The organism is Caulobacter sp. FG7, from assembly GCF_057808875.1.
Genome location: NZ_JBMDIW010000004.1, coordinates 82445 through 97707, shown reverse-complemented (window position 1 = coordinate 97707; position 15263 = coordinate 82445). Strand labels below are relative to the sequence as shown.

The following is a 15263-nucleotide window of genomic DNA, read 5'->3' as shown; positions in this document are numbered from 1 at the left end:
AAAGCCGTCCGGCGCCTCGCGGCCCCGGGCGCCGGACGGCTCTAAAAGCTTACTTGCGGGGCGCCAGGATGTCGTCCAGGCGCGCCGGCGTGCCGACGATACGCTCCAGGCGCGGGTAACGCGGGCCGCCGCTGTAGTCGAGCTTCACCGTGCGGTAGCGCGAGCCTTCCTTGACCAGCAGCTCGACCGGAACACCCTTGGCGGTGGCCTTCACGGCGGCCTTCAGCTTGTCGGCGTCATAGGTGTCGCCGTTGACGGCCACGATGGTCAGGCCCTGGGTCAGGCCGGCCTTGAAGGCGGGACCGTCCCACTGCACGTCGGTCAGCACCGCGTCCGAACCCACCGTCAGGCCCAGCGAGTAGGACAGGTTGGTGTTCTTGGCGCGGGTCTCCGACGACTTGAAATACTCGGTCGGGGTGTCGGTATAGACCAGCTTGTAGCCGCCCCGGGTCAGGCCATCGAGGGGGGCCTTGGGGTTCACGCCCTCGATGCGGTCCTTCAGGAAGCTCGCCCAGTCGTTGGCCACCACGCCGTTCAGCGCCGCCACCACGTCGTCGAAGGTGTAGGTGTGCGACACGTACGAGCCGTCGGCGACGCCGAAGAAGGCCTTGGCGAAGTCGTCGAGCGACTTCTTGCCGCCGGTCTTCTCGCGGATCAGCGTGTCGGCGTCGAGCCAGACCAGCTGGCCTTCCGAATAGTAGTCCTCGCTGCGCTGGTAGGAGAGCCACGACAGCGGCTTGCGGCTGGCGATGATCGGGTCGTTGGTGGTGTCCTGCACCGGGCGCCAGTCGCGGCCGCGACGGTTGTCGTAAGTCGCCGCCGTCATGGCGATGGCGTCCAGCGTCTGCTCCTTGGAGAGCAGGGTCGAGCGCGACGACAGCACAAAGCCCCAATACTGGGTCTGGCCCTCATAGACCCACATCAGGCTGTCGCGCATCGGGGTGTTGAGGGTCGGGGTCCACAGGTCCGCGCCACGGCGGAACTTGCCGTTCCACGAGTGGGTGAACTCGTGGGGCAGCAGGTCGCGACCGACATAGGTCTTGTCCCACTCGGTGAAGTATTTGGGCGCGACGCGGTTCTCGCTCGAGCGGTGGTGCTCCAGGCCGATGCCGCCCAGCTGGTCCGACAGGGCCACCAGGAAGTCGTAATGGTCGTAGTGGTGCGAGCCGTACAGCTTGTAGGCCTGCTGCACGAGGTTCTTGTGGGCCTGGATCTGCTCGGGCTTGAACTCCAGGAGCTCGGGCTTGTCGGCGATCATGTTCAGGCGCACCGGGACCTTGGCGCCCGGATCAAGCTCGACCGACTTGAAGTAGCGGCCGGCGAACATCGGCGAGTCCACCAGGGTCTCGACCGTGGTCGGCTTGAAGCTGGTGACCTGGCCTTGCGTCTTGTCGATCTCCAGGGCCGAGGCGAACTGGAAGCCTTCCGGCAGCTTGACGGTCGGCTCGACCGTGATGCGGCGGGTGAAGTGGCCGGCCGGGTACATGGTCATCTGCAGCCATTGCAGGTTCAGCATGTCCGGCGTCATGACCATGCGGCCGACCTTGGTCTCGACCGGCGACAGGAACTTGTAGGCGACGGAGAGCTCGGTCACGCCGGCCGGCACGTCGATGTGGAAGGCGTTGACCTCGACCACGTCGCGCTTCCACGGGATCGTCTGGCCATTGGCCGTGATCACCAGGCCCGCCAGCTTGTCGATGTCGTTGCGCGGCGAGTGGCCGCCCGGAACCCACTGCGGATAGTAAAGGGTCATCGGGCCGGGCTTGGCGACCGGCAGGGTCAGCTTGATGTCGAAGATCTTGCGCTCGAGGTCGGTGGCGTCGACGTAGAGCTTCAGCACGCCCGGATAGGCCACGTCCTGCGGGGCGACGATCGGCGCCGTCGGGGCGGCCGGTTGCGGCAGGTAGTCCTGGGCGAGAGCGGCGCCGCCCACCAGCGACAGAAGCGAGACCGAGAAGAAAAGCGCTTTCAAGAAACGACCCCAATGCAGCCCGCGAACGTCCCCTCGCGGTAAGAAGCCTGGATGTTTCTTTTGTTAGGGGCCGCTTGTCGAGACGAACTTGACCGGACGGCGTTACGGCGACGCTGGTCGCTCAGCCCTTCGGCCGCCGCCAGATCAACCCCAGCAATAGATAGGCAATCGCCGCAACCGCCAGCGCGGGCAGGGTCGCGCCCAGCTGCGGCGCCAGGCGGCTGAAGCCCTGATAGGCCGCGATCCCGGCCGCCCAGGCCAGGAGGCCCGGCAGGTTCAGGCCCCAGGCGAAGGCGCTGGCGGCCTCGGGCCTGCGGCGGCGCACGACGAAGTGGTCGGTCAGCAGCACGCCGAACAGCGGCGCGAACACCGAGCCGATCAGCAGCAGGAAGCCTTCGTATCGGGCAAGCGGCGCCAAGAGCGCGATCAGCGTGCACAACGCGCCGAAGGCCAGGGCCAGGTGCGCGGGCCGCACCGGCGCCAGGGTGGCCGTCGAGACGGCGGCCGAGTGGATGTCGGCAAAGGCGTTGTCGGTCTCGTCGACGACGATCAGCAAGAGGGCGATGCCGCCGCCCGCCGCGGCCAGGGCCGTCAGCAGCAGCCCCTCCCCGCTTCCAGCGGCCAGAACGTAGCAGGCGCCCAGGCCCATGAACCAGATGTTGGCCAGCAGGTAGCCGGCGGCGCTGCCGCGGAACATCCGGCCGGATGAGCGGCCGAAACGCGTGTAGTCGGCGATCAGCGGCAGCCACGACAACGGCATGGCCACCACCAGGTCGACGCCCGCGCCGAAGCTCATCTCGCCGTTGCCGGCCTTGGCGAACAGCGCGGCCAGGTCGTGCTGGGCCAGCAGCCGCCAGGTCAGCCAGCCGGCCCCGCCCAGCAGCAGCCACAGGCCCCAGGCGCGCAGGAACCGTCGCACGAACGACACCGGCCCCATGAAGGCCAGCCAGGTCGCCAGGGCGCCGAACAGCACCGTCCAGGCGAGCGGGTTGGAGAGGCCGAAGGTCTGCCTGGCCAGGGCGTCGGCGGCGTCGCGCATGGCGATGATCTCGAACGCGCCCCAGCCGACCAGTTGCACCGCGTTCAGCACCGCCGGAACCGCCGCGCCCCGCGCGCCCAGCGCCAGCCGCAGCGTGCCCATGGCCGAAAGCCCGGTGTCGGCGCCGACCACCCCGGCCGCCGCCAGCAGCAGCGCGCCCAGCACCGAGCCGGTGACGATCGCCGCCAGCGCCATGCCGAGACTCAGGCCCGGAACCAGGAACGCACCGGCCTGCAGCACCAGAAGGCCGATGCCCAGGCTGAACCACAACGAGAAGGCGTCGCGCGCCCCGAACACCCGGCGCTCGGCCGGAACGGGGGTCAGCGGATCATAGGTGTCGTCGAGCTGGGCCATGACCGCGAGGCATAGCAGCTTGGCGTGCCTCCGCCTCTCCCCCTCCCCGTAAAATCCCCGCGAAAGCGGGGACCCAGGTGTTTTATCGTCGAGCGCCACGGGTTCCAGAAAAAGCCTGGGTCCCCGCTTTCGCGGGATTGGGCGGAGTGGAGTTGCACTCGCAGAGTGCGGCGAGAACGCGCTCCAAGAACACCAAGCCGACGATACGGCTTGCAGGTCGCATCCCAGACCGATCCGTGAGCAAATGTTTCCAATCGTGGCCAGACGGCGATCGGGTCTTGTAATTGCAAGTCGCTCTCAAGTATGGACGGCGGCACTGAAGCTCGTCCGTTCCGGAATCCCGTGAAAGCCGCCGCCGAACAGAACCGCCGCTCCTTCTGGCTGAAGCAGTTGCACCAGTGGCACTGGATCAGCGCGGCGATCAGCCTCGTGGGCATGCTGCTGTTCGCGATCACCGGCTTCACCCTGAACCACGCCGGCTCGATCGAAGCCGAGCCCAAGGTCGTCAGCAAGAAGGCGACCCTGCCGCCCGAACTGATCGCCGAACTGGCGTCGGGTCCGACCGAGGGCAAGCGCCCGCTGCCGATCAAGGTCGAGACCTGGCTCGACAAGGCCGTCGACGCCGACATCGCCCGCCGCGTCGGCGAATGGTCCGACGCCGAGGTCTATCTGGCCCTGGCCCGCCCCGGCGGCGACGCCTGGATCGCCATCGACCGCGAGACCGGCGAAGTCGAGCACGAAAAGACCACCCGCGGCTCGATCAGCCTGCTCAACGACCTGCACAAGGGCCGCAACACCGGCAAGGCCTGGAGCTGGTTCATCGATATCTTCGCCGGCGCCTGCGTGATCTTCACCGTCACCGGCCTGATCCTGCTTCAATTCCACGCCCGCGGGCGGCCGATGACCTGGCCGCTGACCGCCGCGGGGCTGGCCATTCCGCTCCTGATCATCATCCTGTTCGTCCACCTCTAGAGAAAGGCCGCCTTCCGTGAAGCGCACCGTCTCCCTGCTGACCTTCGCCGGCGCCGCCGTCGGCGCTCCGGCGATGGCCGCCGACCTCGCCGTCACCGTCGAGATCCCGCGCCTTTCGGTGGCCGAGTACCACAAGCCCTACGTCGCCATCTGGGTCGAGGGGCCCGACGCCACGGCCGCCGCCACCCTGGCCGTCTGGTACGATCCGGACTCCAAGGAAGACAAGGGCGAGAAGTGGCTGAAGGACATGCGCCAATGGTGGCGCAAGGCCGGCCGCACCATGAGCTTCCCGGCCGACGGCATCTCCTCGGCCACCCGCGCGCCGGGTCCGCAGAAGCTGACCTTCAGCGGCGCCAAGAGCCAGCTGTCGAAGCTGAAGCCCGGCGCCTACACCCTGGTGGTCGAAGCCGCCCGCGAAGTCGGCGGCCACGAGGCCGTCCGCGTGCCGTTCACCTGGGGCAAGCCCGGCAAGACCGCCTCCGCCAAGGGGACGGCCGAGCTCGGCGCCGTCTCGGTCACCGTCAAATAAGCAAGAGAGAAACGCCATGACCCTTCGCAAGCGCCTTCTCGCCCTCACGGCGGCGACCGTCGCCCTGACCCTGCCGCTGGCCGCCCACGCCCACCGCGCCTGGTTCGTCCCCTCGGCCACCATCCTGTCGGGCGAAGGCTCGTGGGTGACCGTCGACGCGGCCATCTCCAACGAGCTGTTCTACCCCGACCACCGCGCCATGCGCGTGGACGGCGTGGTCATCACCACCCCGGACGGTTCGACCGAGCCGTTGAAGAACGCCGCCACCGGCCAGTACCGCTCGGTGTTCGACGTCGAGCTGGCCAAGCCCGGCACCTACAAGATCGGCACCGCCTCCAACAGCGTGATGGCCAGCTGGACCGAGAACGGCGAGGTCAAGCGCTTCCGCGGCAGCGCCGACGACTTCGCCAAGCAGGTTCCGGCCGGCGCCGCCGACCTGAAGACGATCAAGAGCTTCAACCGCAACGAAACCTTCGTCACCCGCGGCGCCCCGACCGACACGGTGCTCAAGCCGACCGGCAAGGGCCTGGAGCTGGTTCCCGTCACCCACCCCAACGACGTGGTGGCCACCGAAGCGGCGACCTTCAAGTTCCTGATCGACGGCAAGCCCGCCGCCGACCTGGAAGTGACGATCGTGCCGGGTAACTCGCGCTATCGCGCCACCCCGGGCGAGATCAAGGTCAAGACCGGCCCCGACGGCGCCTTCAAGGTCACCCTGCCGGAAGCCGGCATGTATTGGCTGAACGCCAGCGTCCGCACCGGCGAGACCGGCCGCGGCGGCATGGGCGGCCCTCCGGGCGGCCCCGGCGGCCAAGGCGGTCCGGGCGGCGGCGCTCCCGGCGGTCAGCCCCAGGCCCCGACGGCCCTGGCCGGCAACGGCTTCTCGGCCAGCTACACCGCGACGTTCGAAGCCCAGCGTCCGTAACCTGACCTGCTCCTCCCCCGCTCGCGGGGGAGGGGGACCACGAAGTGGTGGAGGGGGCGGCCGCGCGCACGGCGCTTGAACTCGCCCCCTCCGTCACGCTGCGTATCCGCAGCGCGCCACCTCCCCCGCTTCGCGAGGGAGGAGCCTGGACACAGCCTCCCCCATGACCCGCGTCCTCGTTCCCATGCTCAGCGAACCGCCGGCCCGGCCGGTGGGCGGGGTCGTGCGCGCGTTCGACGGCGCGACCATGGGCACGACCTGGTCGGTCAAGGCGGTGCTGCCGGTCACCACCGACCTGGCGGCCATGACCGCCATGGTCCAGCGCGCGCTGGACAAGGTCGTCGCCGAGATGAGCGCCTGGGACCCGATGTCGGCGCTCTCCCGCTTCAACCGCTCCGCCCCCGGAACCTGGACCGTCCTGCCGGCCGGCTTCGCCGCCGTGCTGCGCCGCGCCCTGGAAGTGGCCACCGATAGCGACGGCGCCTTCGACCCGACCCTCGGCGCGGTCACCGACCTCTGGGGTTTCGGCCCCCGCCCCTTCTCCGGCGAGCCGCCCAGCGCCGAGGCGCTGGACGCCGCCCGCGCGCCCATCGGCTGGCGCCGCGTGACGCTGGACGGCGACGCGCTGTTTCAGCCGGGCGGTCTCGCCATCGACCTCAACGGCATCGCCAAGGGCTTCGGCGTCGACGAGGCCGCCCGCGCCCTCGACCGGGCCGGCGTGCGCTCCTACCTCGTCGAGGTCGGCGGCGAACTGCGCGGCACGGGCGCCAAGCCCGACGGCCAGCCCTGGTGGGTCGAGCTGGAGCGTCCGCCGGTCACCTCAGCCAATGACGAGGCCTCGCCCCGCACCCTGCTGGCCCTGCACGGCCTGTCGGTGGCGACCTCGGGCGACTACCGCCGCTTCTTCGACCATGCGGGCAAGCGCTACGCCCACACGCTGGACCCTGCCTCGGGCGCCCCTTGCGACGCCGGCGTGGTCAGCGTCACCGTCATCCATCCCGAGTGCATGACCGCCGACGCCCTGGCTACGGCCCTTACCGTCATGGGCCCCGACGCCGCCATCGCCCTGGCCACGGCACGAAACCTGCCGGCCCTGGTGGTCACCCGTGGCCCGAACGGCCTGTCCGAGCGCCTGTCGCCGGCCCTGCAGGCGATGCTCGACGAATGACCGACCTCATCTCCAGCCTGCCGCCGGACGCGCGCCGCCTGGCCCTGGCAGCCGTCGTCGTCGGCCTCTACCTGCTGCTGTGCGCCGGGATCGCCCTGAAGGTGGCCCTGCGCAAGCGCAAGGCCCGCCGCGAGGAGGCCGCCCTGGCGTCCGGCGCGGGCGAGCCGGTGCTGGTGGCCTTCGCCAGCCAGACCGGTTTCGCCGAGGAGCTGGCCATGGCCACGGCCAAGGCCCTCCAGGCGGCGAGCCTGCCGGTGCGCCTGCGCGAACTGGCCGCCGTCGAAACCTCCGACCTGACAGGCCGCGCCCTCTTCATCGTCAGCACCACCGGCGAGGGCGACGCGCCCGACAACGCCCGCCGCTTCATCCGCGACGTCATGGCGACCGAGCCGGACCTGGCCAAGCTGACCTACGCCGTGCTGGCCCTGGGCGACTCCACCTACGCCCAATACTGCGCCTTCGGCCGCAGCCTGGACGCCTGGCTGGCCCGCAACGGCGCCGCGCGCCTGTTCGACACCGTCGAGGTCGACGACGGCGAGGCCGCCGCCCTGCGGCATTGGCAGTCTCAGCTGTCCGTGCTCACGGGCTCCACCGACGCGCCCGACTGGAGCCGACCGGCCTATGGCCGCTGGAAACTGGCCGACCGCCGCCTGCTCAATCCCGGCTCGGCCGGCGAAGGCGCCTTCCACGTGCGCCTTGAGCCGCAGGACGGCGGCGCGGCCTGGCAGGCCGGCGACATCGTCGAGATCGGTCCGCGCAACGCCCCGGCCGAGGTCGCCGACCTGCTGGCCCGCCTGTCGCTGAGCGCCGAAGCGCCGGTGAAGGCCGACGAGGCCGCCGCCTTGGGCGAGGCCCTGTCCTGGCGGCGGTTGCCGCATGAGGACGCGGCCATCAAGGCCCTGGCCGGAACCACGCCCCAGGCCCTGGTCGACGCCTTGCCGGCCCTGCCGCACCGCGAATACTCCATCGCCTCCCTGCCCGCCGACGGCGGGGTCGAGCTGGTCGTGCGCCTGATGCGCCGCGCCGACGGCAAGCCGGGCCTGGGCTCAGGGTGGCTGATCGAGCATTCCGCCGTCGGCGACCAGATCGCCGGCCGGGTGCGCTCCAACCGCAGCTTCCACGCCCCGGGCGACGATCGCCCGATGATCCTGATCGGCGCGGGCACGGGCCTGGCGGGCCTGCGCAGCCACCTGAAGGCCCGCGCCGCCCTGGGCCGCAAGCGGAACTGGCTGGTGTTCGGCGAGCGCTCGTCGGCGCACGACTTCTTCCATCGGGACGAGATCGAGGCCTGGGTCGCCTCGGGCGTGCTCGAACGGCTCGACCTGGCCTTCTCCCGAGACCAGGCAGAAAAGGTCTACGTCCAGCATCGCCTCCGCGCAGCCGCCGACGAGGTCCGGGCCTGGCTGGCGCGGGGCGCGGCGATCTATGTCTGCGGCTCGCTGGAAGGCATGTCGCGCGAAGTGCACGCGGCGCTAGGCGAGATCCTGGGCGCAGGCGCGCTGGAGGACCTGGCCGACCAGGGACGCTATCGCCGGGACGTCTACTGAGGGGCTACGGCGCCAACCGATCCCGCTCCTGCGGCGTATTGGCGCCCAGCAACCGCGCCTTCGCCTCCTCGGGACAAGCCAACACCACAAGCCCCGCCCGCTCGACCAGCCGCCGTAAAGGCCAGCCCGCCTGCGCCCCTTCCGGCAGAGCGTCCAACGGCAGCACCATCGGCACCGGCGAGACGTCGAACGTCGCCCCCGCCTCCGCCGCCAGCAACGGCGCTAGGTCCTCCGCCGTCAGGGTCGGCGCATCGACCGCCAGCACCAGGGCCCAATCGCAGCCGCGCGCCCGCAGCGCCGCCGCCCCGGCCAGCACCCCGCCGACCGGGCCCGCGCCCTCCTCGGGATCCGGAACCCAATCGAGGCCGTAGTCACGCCCGGCGGTCAGCACTTCAGCCGCGCCGGCGGCCCTGGCCAAGGCCGCCACGCGGTCGACGGCCCGCACGCCGCCCCAGTCGATCAGGGCCTTGTCCCGCCCCATCCGGACCGAGCCGCCGCCGCACAGAATGATGGCTCCAAGGCGAGCGTCACGCGTGTTCATGCCCCCCTTCCCTACGCCTTGCCGGGAGGCTCGACCAAGGCTCCGCTTCCCCCTGGCGCGAGAAACGGTCTAGACTCGCCCAAAAGGGACGGACTTCTCAGTATGAACGAACGCACCGAGCGCACCCGGCGGCGCAGCAGCCAGAGCGCCACGATCCGCGACGTCGCGGCCCGCGCCGGCGTGTCCCCGATGACCGTCTCGCGGGTCATCAACCGCGAGTCCACGGTCAAGGAAGAGACACGGGCCCTGGTCGAGCAGGCCATCGCCGAGCTGAACTACGCCCCCAACCCCGCCGCTCGCAGCCTGGCGGGCAGCGCCCCGTTCCGCATCGGCCTGCTCTACGACAACCCCTCGACCGGCTACCTTTCGGAGTTCCTGGTCGGCGCCCTCGACGAAAGCAGCCGCACCGGCTCGCAGATCGTCATCGAGAAATGCGCCGAACCGGAACTGGCCGGCGCCACCCTGGCCCGCCTGCTGAAGACCGGCGTCGACGGGCTGATCCTGCCGCCGCCGCTGTGCGAGTCCCAGACCGTGCTGGCCGAGGTGAAGGCCGCCGGCGCCGCCGCCGTGGCCGTCGCGCCGGGCATGGCCAGCAGCGACATGGCCACTATCCGGATCGACAACGAGGCGGCCGCCTTCGAACTGACCCAGCACCTACTGGCGCTGGGCCACAAGCGCTTCGGCTTCATCAAGGGCCACCCCAACCAGACGGTCAGCCAGCAGCGGATGGACGGCTTCATGACCGCCCTGAAGGCGGCCGGGATCCCGCAGGAAGACGTCCGCGTCGAGCAGGGCTACTTCACCTATCGCTCGGGTCTGGAGGCGGCCGAACGGCTGCTGAACGTCAAGGAGCGCCCGACCGCGATCTTCGCCGCCAACGACGACATGGCCGCCGCCACCGCCGGTCTCGCGCACCGCCTCGGCCTCGATGTGCCCGGCGACGTCTCGATCGTCGGCTTCGACGACACCTCGATCGCCGCCAACATCTGGCCGGCCCTGACCACCGTTCACCAGCCCATCGCCGCCATGGCCCGCGCCGCCGTCGACCTGGTGCTGGAAGAGATCCGCCGCCACCGCGACGGAACCGGCGAGCCGCGGCAACTGATGCACCCCCACACGCTGATCGTGCGGGATTCGACGGGACCGGCGGCGCAGTAAACAGCTCCTCCCCCGCATGGCGGGGGAGGTGGCGCGCTGCGGATACGCAGCGTGACGGAGGGGGCGACCGCCTCCTCAGCGCCCAGTCTCGCCCCCTCCACCACTTCGTGGTCCCCCTCCCCCGCAAACGGGGGAGGAGAAAGCCCAAGCGCGCAGCGCTTCTGCCGATGACCTCAGAACAGTTGTCAGACAACTCCCTTGCGCCCCTCCACATGTTAGCGCTAACAAGTCAGGGAGTTACGAAGCGTGGCGGCAGGGCGACGATCCCTGCCCGCGCGAAAGGGAGAAAACGCGGTGGGCGTGACGCAATACCTTCCCGAGGACTGGCGGGAAGCGACCCTTCTGGGCCGCATCGACTTTGGCCAGGGCCCGACCCCCGTCCTGATCCGCGGCGGCCATGTCGAGGACGTCAGCAAGATCGCCCCCACGCTCGCCGACCTGATGAACGCCTACGCTCCGGGCGACGCGATCCCGCGCGGCCTCGACAAGGGTCCGCTCGAAAAGCTCGACCTGCGCCCGGTCTGGGACGACCCGCAGGGCAATGCGCCGGCCAAGCTGCTGGCCCCCGTCGACCTGCAATGCTTGAAGGCCGCCGGCGTCACCTTCGCCGTCTCGACCCTGGAGCGGGTGATCGAGGAACGCGCCCGCGGCGACGCCGCCAAGGCCCTGGAAATCCGCCAGCAGCTGTCCGACCGCATGGGCGGCGACCTCAAGAGCGTCGAGCCCGGTTCGGAAGGCGCCGCGCGCCTCAAGGAAGCGCTCGTGGCCGACGGCCTGTGGTCGCAGTATCTGGAAGTAGCCATCGGCCCCGACGCCGAGATCTTCACCAAGGGCCCGACGCTGTCGTCGATGGGCTGGGGCGACCAGGTCGGCGTCCGCAAGGACAGCCACTGGAACAACCCCGAGCCGGAAGTCGTGCTGCTGGTCGACGGCTCGGGCGAGATCCGCGGCGCATCGCTGGGCAACGACGTCAACCTGCGCGACTTCGAGGGTCGATCGGCCCTGCTGCTCAGCAAGGCCAAGGACAACAACGCCTCCTGCTCGATCGGCCCGTTCTTCCGCCTGTTCGACGCCTCGTTCAGCCTCGACGACGTGCGTTCGGCCGAGGTCGAGCTGAAGATCACCGGCCGCGACGACTTCGTGCTCGACGGCAAGTCGAACATGAGCCTGATCAGCCGCGATCCGGCCGTGCTGGCCGGCCAGGCCTACGGCAAGCAGCACCAGTATCCGGACGGCTTCGTGCTGTTCCTGGGCACCATGTTCGCCCCGATCCAGGACCGCGACGCGCCCGGCCAGGGCTTCACCCACAAGGTCGGCGACCGCGTCCGCGTCTCGACCCCCAAGCTGGGCGTGCTCGAGAACGAGGTGACCACCTGCGACCAGGCCAAGCCCTGGACCTTCGGCATCTCGGCCCTGATCCGCAACCTGGCCGGCCGCGGCCTGCTGTGATCCTCGTTTCCTCTTTCCAGGCGTAAGCGCATGTCCTCTGCCATCTATCCCAGCCTCCAGGGCAAGCGCGTCGTCATCACCGGCGGCGGCTCCGGCATCGGCGCGGGCATCACCACCGCTTTCGCGCGCCAAGGGGCGGAAGTGATCTTCGTCGACATCGCCGCCGAGGACTCGGAGGCCCTGGTCGCCGACCTGGCCGACGCCCCGATCAAGCCGGTGTTCAAGCCGGTCGACCTGACCGACCTCGAAGCCGTGAAGGCCTTCTTCGCCGAGACCGGCCCGATCGACGTGCTGGTCAACAACGCCGGCAACGACGACCGTCACAGCCTGGCCGACGTGACCCCGGCCTACTGGGACAACCGCATGAACGTGAACCTGCGTCACATGCTGTTCTGCGCCCAGGCCGCGGCCCCCGGCATGAAGGCGCGCGGCGGCGGCGCGATCATCAATTTCGGCTCGATCAGCTGGCACCTGGGCCTGGAGGACCTCGTCCTCTACGAAACCGCCAAGGCCGGCATCGAGGGCATGACCCGCGCCCTGGCCCGCGAGCTCGGCCCCGACGACATCCGCGTCACCTGCGTGGTGCCCGGCAACGTCAAGACCAAGCGCCAAGAGAAATGGTACACCCCCGAAGGCGAGGCCGAGATCGTCAAGGCCCAGGCCGTCAAGGGCCGCATCCTGCCGGCCAACGTGGCCTCGCTGGTGCTGTTCCTGGCCTCGGACGACGGCAGCCTGTGCACCGGCCACGAATACTGGATCGACGCCGGCTGGCGATAAGCCGGGCGGGACCGAAACCCTCGTTCTTCGACAAGCTCAGGATGAGGGTTTCTACTGCGACGACTGAAATAGCCCTCATCCTGAGCCTGTCGAAGGACGAGGGCGGGCCCACGGGAAGACCAAAATGTCCGCTGCCCCCACCTGCGTCTGGGACCTGAAGGCCACGCTCGGCGAAGGGCCGATCTGGCATGGCGACGCCGTCTGGTTCGTCGACATCAAGGGCCACAGGGTCCACCGCTACGCCCCCGCCACCGGCGAGACCGCCAGCTGGGACGCTCCCGACCAGGTGACCTTCGTCGCGCCGCGCGTCGGCGGCGGCTTCGTCGCGGGCCTGAAAAGCGGCCTGCACCACTTCACGCCGGAGCTCGGCTTCACCTTCATTTCCGAGATCGAGGACGCCGGCCTCGACAACCGCCCCAACGACTCGACGGTCGATGCGGAAGGCCGCCTGTGGTTCGGCACCATGCACGACGCCGAAGAGGCCGACAGCGGCGCGCTCTACCGGCTTGAAGCCGACGGCTCCCTCACGCAGCACGACGCCGGCATCTGCATCACCAACGGCCCGGCCGTCTCGCCCGACGGCAAGATCTTCTACCACACCGACACCCTCGGAAAGGTGATCTGGGCCTTCGACATCGGCGAAGGCGGCGCCCTGTCGAACAAGCGCGAATTCTTCCGCCTCGCGATCGACGACGCCTGGCCCGACGGCTCGGTGGTCGACGCCGAGGGCTTCGTCTGGACGGCCCTGTGGGGTGGTCGCGGCGCCATCCGCATCTCGCCGCAAGGCCAGGTCGTGCGGCGCGTCGAGCTGCCGGCCATCAACGTCACCAAGCCGTGTTTTGGCGGACCGGACCTGAAGACCCTCTACTTCACCACCGCCCGCAAAGGCCTGAGCGACGAGCAACTCGCCGCCGCCCCGCTGTGCGGGGGCCTGTTCGCCCTGCCCGTCGACGTCGCCGGGCAGCCCCAATACGAGGTGCGCCTTGACCTCCCCCAATAACGTTTCGAGCCGTACGCCGCGCCGCTTCCGCTCACGCGACTGGTTCGACAACCCCGACCACATCGATATGACCGCGCTCTATCTGGAGCGCTTCATGAACTACGGGATCACCCCGGAAGAGCTGCGCAGCGGCAAGCCGATCATCGGCATCGCCCAGACCGGCAGCGACATCTCGCCGTGCAACCGCATCCATCTGGACCTGGTGGCCCGGGTGCGCGACGGGATCCGCGACGCCGGCGGCATTCCGATGGAGTTCCCGGTCCACCCGATCTTCGAGAACTGCCGTCGCCCAACGGCGGCCCTGGACCGGAACCTGTCGTACCTCGGCCTCGTCGAGACCCTGCACGGTTATCCGATCGACGCCGTCGTCCTGACCACCGGCTGCGACAAGACCACCCCGGCCGGCATCATGGCCGCCACCACGGTCAACATCCCGGCCATCGTGCTGTCCGGCGGCCCGATGCTGGACGGCTGGCACGAGGGCGAGCTCGTGGGTTCAGGCACCGTGATCTGGCGCTCGCGCCGCAAGCTGGCGGCCGGCGAGATCGACGAGAACGAGTTCATCGAGCGCGCGGCCTCCTCGGCCCCCTCGGCCGGTCACTGCAACACCATGGGCACGGCCTCGACGATGAACGCGGTCGCCGAGGCGCTGGGCCTGTCGCTGACCGGCTGCGCGGCGATCCCCGCCCCCTATCGCGAGCGCGGCCAGATGGCCTATCGCACCGGCCAGCGGATCGTCGACCTGGCCTATGACGACGTCAAACCGCTCGACATCCTGACCAGGAAGGCCTTCGAGAACGCCATCGCCCTGGTGGCGGCGGCCGGCGGTTCGACCAACGCCCAGCCGCACATCGCCGCCATGGCGCGGCATGCGGGCCTGGAGATCACCGCCGACGACTGGCGGGCGGCCTACGACATCCCGCTGATCGTCAACATGCAGCCGGCCGGCAAGTACCTGGGCGAGCGCTTCCACCGGGCCGGCGGCGCGCCGGCGGTGCTGTGGGAACTGCTGCAGCAGGGCCGCCTGCACGGCGACGTGCTGACCGTCACCGGCAAGACCATGGCCGAGAACCTGCAAGGGCGCGAAACGTCCGACCGCGAGGTGATCTTCCCCTACGCCGAGCCCTTGGCTGAAAAGGCGGGTTTCCTCGTTTTGCGCGGCAACCTGTTCGACTTCGCGATCATGAAGGCCAGCGTCATCGGCGCCGACTTCCGCGAGCGCTACCTGTCCAAGCCGGGCCAGGAAGGCGTGTTCGAGGCCCGGGCCATCGTCTTCGACGGCTCGGACGACTATCACGCCCGGATCAACGATCCGGCCCTGAACATCGACGAGAGCTGCATCCTGGTCATCCGCGGCGCGGGTCCGATCGGTTGGCCCGGCTCGGCCGAGGTGGTCAACATGCAGCCGCCCGATCACCTACTGAAGAAGGGGATCATGAGTCTGCCCACCCTCGGCGACGGCCGCCAGTCTGGCACCGCCGACAGCCCCTCGATCCTCAACGCCTCGCCCGAAAGCGCGGTGGGCGGGGGCCTGTCGTGGCTGCGCACTGGCGATGTGATCCGCATCGACATCAACACCGGCCGCTGCGACGCGCTGGTGGACGAGGCCGTGATCGCCGAGCGCCGCAAGGAGGGCATCCCGGCCGTGCCGGCGACCATGACCCCCTGGCAGGAAATCTACCGCGCCCACGCCAGCCAGCTCGACACCGGCGGGGTGCTGGAGTTCGCCGTGAAGTACCAGGACCTGGCGGCGAAGCTGCCCAGGCACAATCACTAGAAGCCGCGCTGCGGACCTCGCCCTTCGACGGGCTCAGGGTGAGGTCCTTCTGAAC

Annotated in this window: 13 protein-coding genes; 10 read left to right on the top strand and 3 right to left on the bottom strand. The window is 69.8% G+C overall.

Features of this window, described 5'->3' with window-relative positions; all coding sequences use genetic code 11:
• Nucleotides 1–49 precede the first annotated feature (49 nt).
• Together ACODR1_RS04670 and cytX are read right to left on the bottom strand one after the other, a co-directional pair.
• Complete coding sequence (locus tag ACODR1_RS04670; protein ID WP_488879404.1) at nucleotides 50–1972, bottom strand: M61 family metallopeptidase; 1923 nt, start codon at nucleotides 1970–1972, stop codon at nucleotides 50–52.
• Between the two features lie 121 nt (nucleotides 1973–2093).
• The gene (cytX, locus tag ACODR1_RS04665) at nucleotides 2094–3365 is read right to left on the bottom strand and encodes a putative hydroxymethylpyrimidine transporter CytX (protein ID WP_488879403.1); all 1272 of its coding nucleotides are present in this window, start codon (nucleotides 3363–3365) and stop codon (nucleotides 2094–2096) included.
• Nucleotides 3366–3707: 342 nt separating this feature from the next.
• Between cytX and ACODR1_RS04660 the strand changes: the two genes are divergently transcribed.
• The 5 genes from ACODR1_RS04660 (at nucleotide 3708) to ACODR1_RS04640 (ending at nucleotide 8506) form a co-directional block, all read left to right on the top strand.
• A complete protein-coding gene (locus ACODR1_RS04660; RefSeq protein ID WP_488879402.1) occupies nucleotides 3708–4337 on the top strand; it encodes a PepSY-associated TM helix domain-containing protein in 630 nt (209 codons plus the stop codon).
• A 16-nt stretch (nucleotides 4338–4353) separates the two neighbouring features.
• Nucleotides 4354–4866 (top strand): DUF2271 domain-containing protein, encoded by a 513-nt coding sequence (locus ACODR1_RS04655; RefSeq protein ID WP_101719984.1) that lies wholly within the window; start codon nucleotides 4354–4356, stop codon nucleotides 4864–4866.
• Nucleotides 4867–4882: 16 nt separating this feature from the next.
• Nucleotides 4883–5791: a DUF4198 domain-containing protein gene (locus tag ACODR1_RS04650; protein WP_488879401.1), complete on the top strand. Its 909-nt coding sequence runs from the start codon at nucleotides 4883–4885 to the stop codon at nucleotides 5789–5791.
• Between the two features lie 163 nt (nucleotides 5792–5954).
• Entirely contained in the window at nucleotides 5955–6959 is a 1005-nt protein-coding gene (locus tag ACODR1_RS04645) for an FAD:protein FMN transferase (RefSeq protein WP_488879400.1), read from the top strand.
• Nucleotides 6956–8506: a flavodoxin domain-containing protein gene (locus ACODR1_RS04640; RefSeq protein WP_488879399.1), complete on the top strand. Its 1551-nt coding sequence runs from the start codon at nucleotides 6956–6958 to the stop codon at nucleotides 8504–8506. The genes ACODR1_RS04645 and ACODR1_RS04640 overlap by 4 nt, the downstream gene beginning before the upstream one ends.
• 4 nt (nucleotides 8507–8510) lie before the next feature.
• Here the strand turns inward: ACODR1_RS04640 and ACODR1_RS04635 are convergent, their stop codons facing one another.
• Entirely contained in the window at nucleotides 8511–9047 is a 537-nt protein-coding gene (locus ACODR1_RS04635; RefSeq protein WP_488879398.1) for an NTP transferase domain-containing protein, read from the bottom strand.
• Nucleotides 9048–9149: 102 nt separating this feature from the next.
• On the opposite strand from ACODR1_RS04635, the gene xylR reads away from it, so the two are divergent.
• The 5 genes from xylR (at nucleotide 9150) to xylD (ending at nucleotide 15208) form a co-directional block, all read left to right on the top strand.
• Complete coding sequence (gene xylR / locus ACODR1_RS04630; protein WP_488879397.1) at nucleotides 9150–10205, top strand: transcriptional regulatory XylR; 1056 nt, start codon at nucleotides 9150–9152, stop codon at nucleotides 10203–10205.
• A 294-nt stretch (nucleotides 10206–10499) separates the two neighbouring features.
• Nucleotides 10500–11654: a fumarylacetoacetate hydrolase family protein gene (locus tag ACODR1_RS04625; protein WP_488879396.1), complete on the top strand. Its 1155-nt coding sequence runs from the start codon at nucleotides 10500–10502 to the stop codon at nucleotides 11652–11654.
• Nucleotides 11655–11684: 30 nt separating this feature from the next.
• On the top strand, nucleotides 11685–12431 hold the full coding sequence (xylB, locus tag ACODR1_RS04620; protein ID WP_101719991.1) for a D-xylose 1-dehydrogenase: 747 nt from the start codon (nucleotides 11685–11687) through the stop codon (nucleotides 12429–12431).
• A 124-nt stretch (nucleotides 12432–12555) separates the two neighbouring features.
• Nucleotides 12556–13431 (top strand): D-xylonolactone lactonase, encoded by an 876-nt coding sequence (gene xylC, locus ACODR1_RS04615; RefSeq protein ID WP_488879395.1) that lies wholly within the window; start codon nucleotides 12556–12558, stop codon nucleotides 13429–13431.
• Complete coding sequence (gene xylD, locus ACODR1_RS04610) at nucleotides 13415–15208, top strand: xylonate dehydratase XylD (protein WP_488879394.1); 1794 nt, start codon at nucleotides 13415–13417, stop codon at nucleotides 15206–15208. Before xylC ends, xylD begins: the two co-directional genes overlap by 17 nt.
• Nucleotides 15209–15263 lie beyond the last annotated feature (55 nt).

Excerpts from the sequence above, each read along its gene's own strand:
- xylB (WP_101719991.1), top strand. The coding sequence starts at position 11,685 with ATGTCCTCTGCCATCTATCCCAGCCTCCAGGGCAAGCGCGTCGTCATC.
- ACODR1_RS04645 (WP_488879400.1), top strand. The coding sequence starts at position 5,955 with ATGACCCGCGTCCTCGTTCCCATGCTCAGCGAACCGCCGGCCCGGCCG.
- cytX (WP_488879403.1), bottom strand. The coding sequence starts at position 3,365 with ATGGCCCAGCTCGACGACACCTATGATCCGCTGACCCCCGTTCCGGCC.
- ACODR1_RS04635 (WP_488879398.1), bottom strand. The coding sequence starts at position 9,047 with ATGAACACGCGTGACGCTCGCCTTGGAGCCATCATTCTGTGCGGCGGC.
- xylR (WP_488879397.1), top strand. The coding sequence starts at position 9,150 with ATGAACGAACGCACCGAGCGCACCCGGCGGCGCAGCAGCCAGAGCGCC.
- ACODR1_RS04640 (WP_488879399.1), top strand. The coding sequence starts at position 6,956 with ATGACCGACCTCATCTCCAGCCTGCCGCCGGACGCGCGCCGCCTGGCC.
- ACODR1_RS04650 (WP_488879401.1), top strand. The coding sequence starts at position 4,883 with ATGACCCTTCGCAAGCGCCTTCTCGCCCTCACGGCGGCGACCGTCGCC.
- xylC (WP_488879395.1), top strand. The coding sequence starts at position 12,556 with ATGTCCGCTGCCCCCACCTGCGTCTGGGACCTGAAGGCCACGCTCGGC.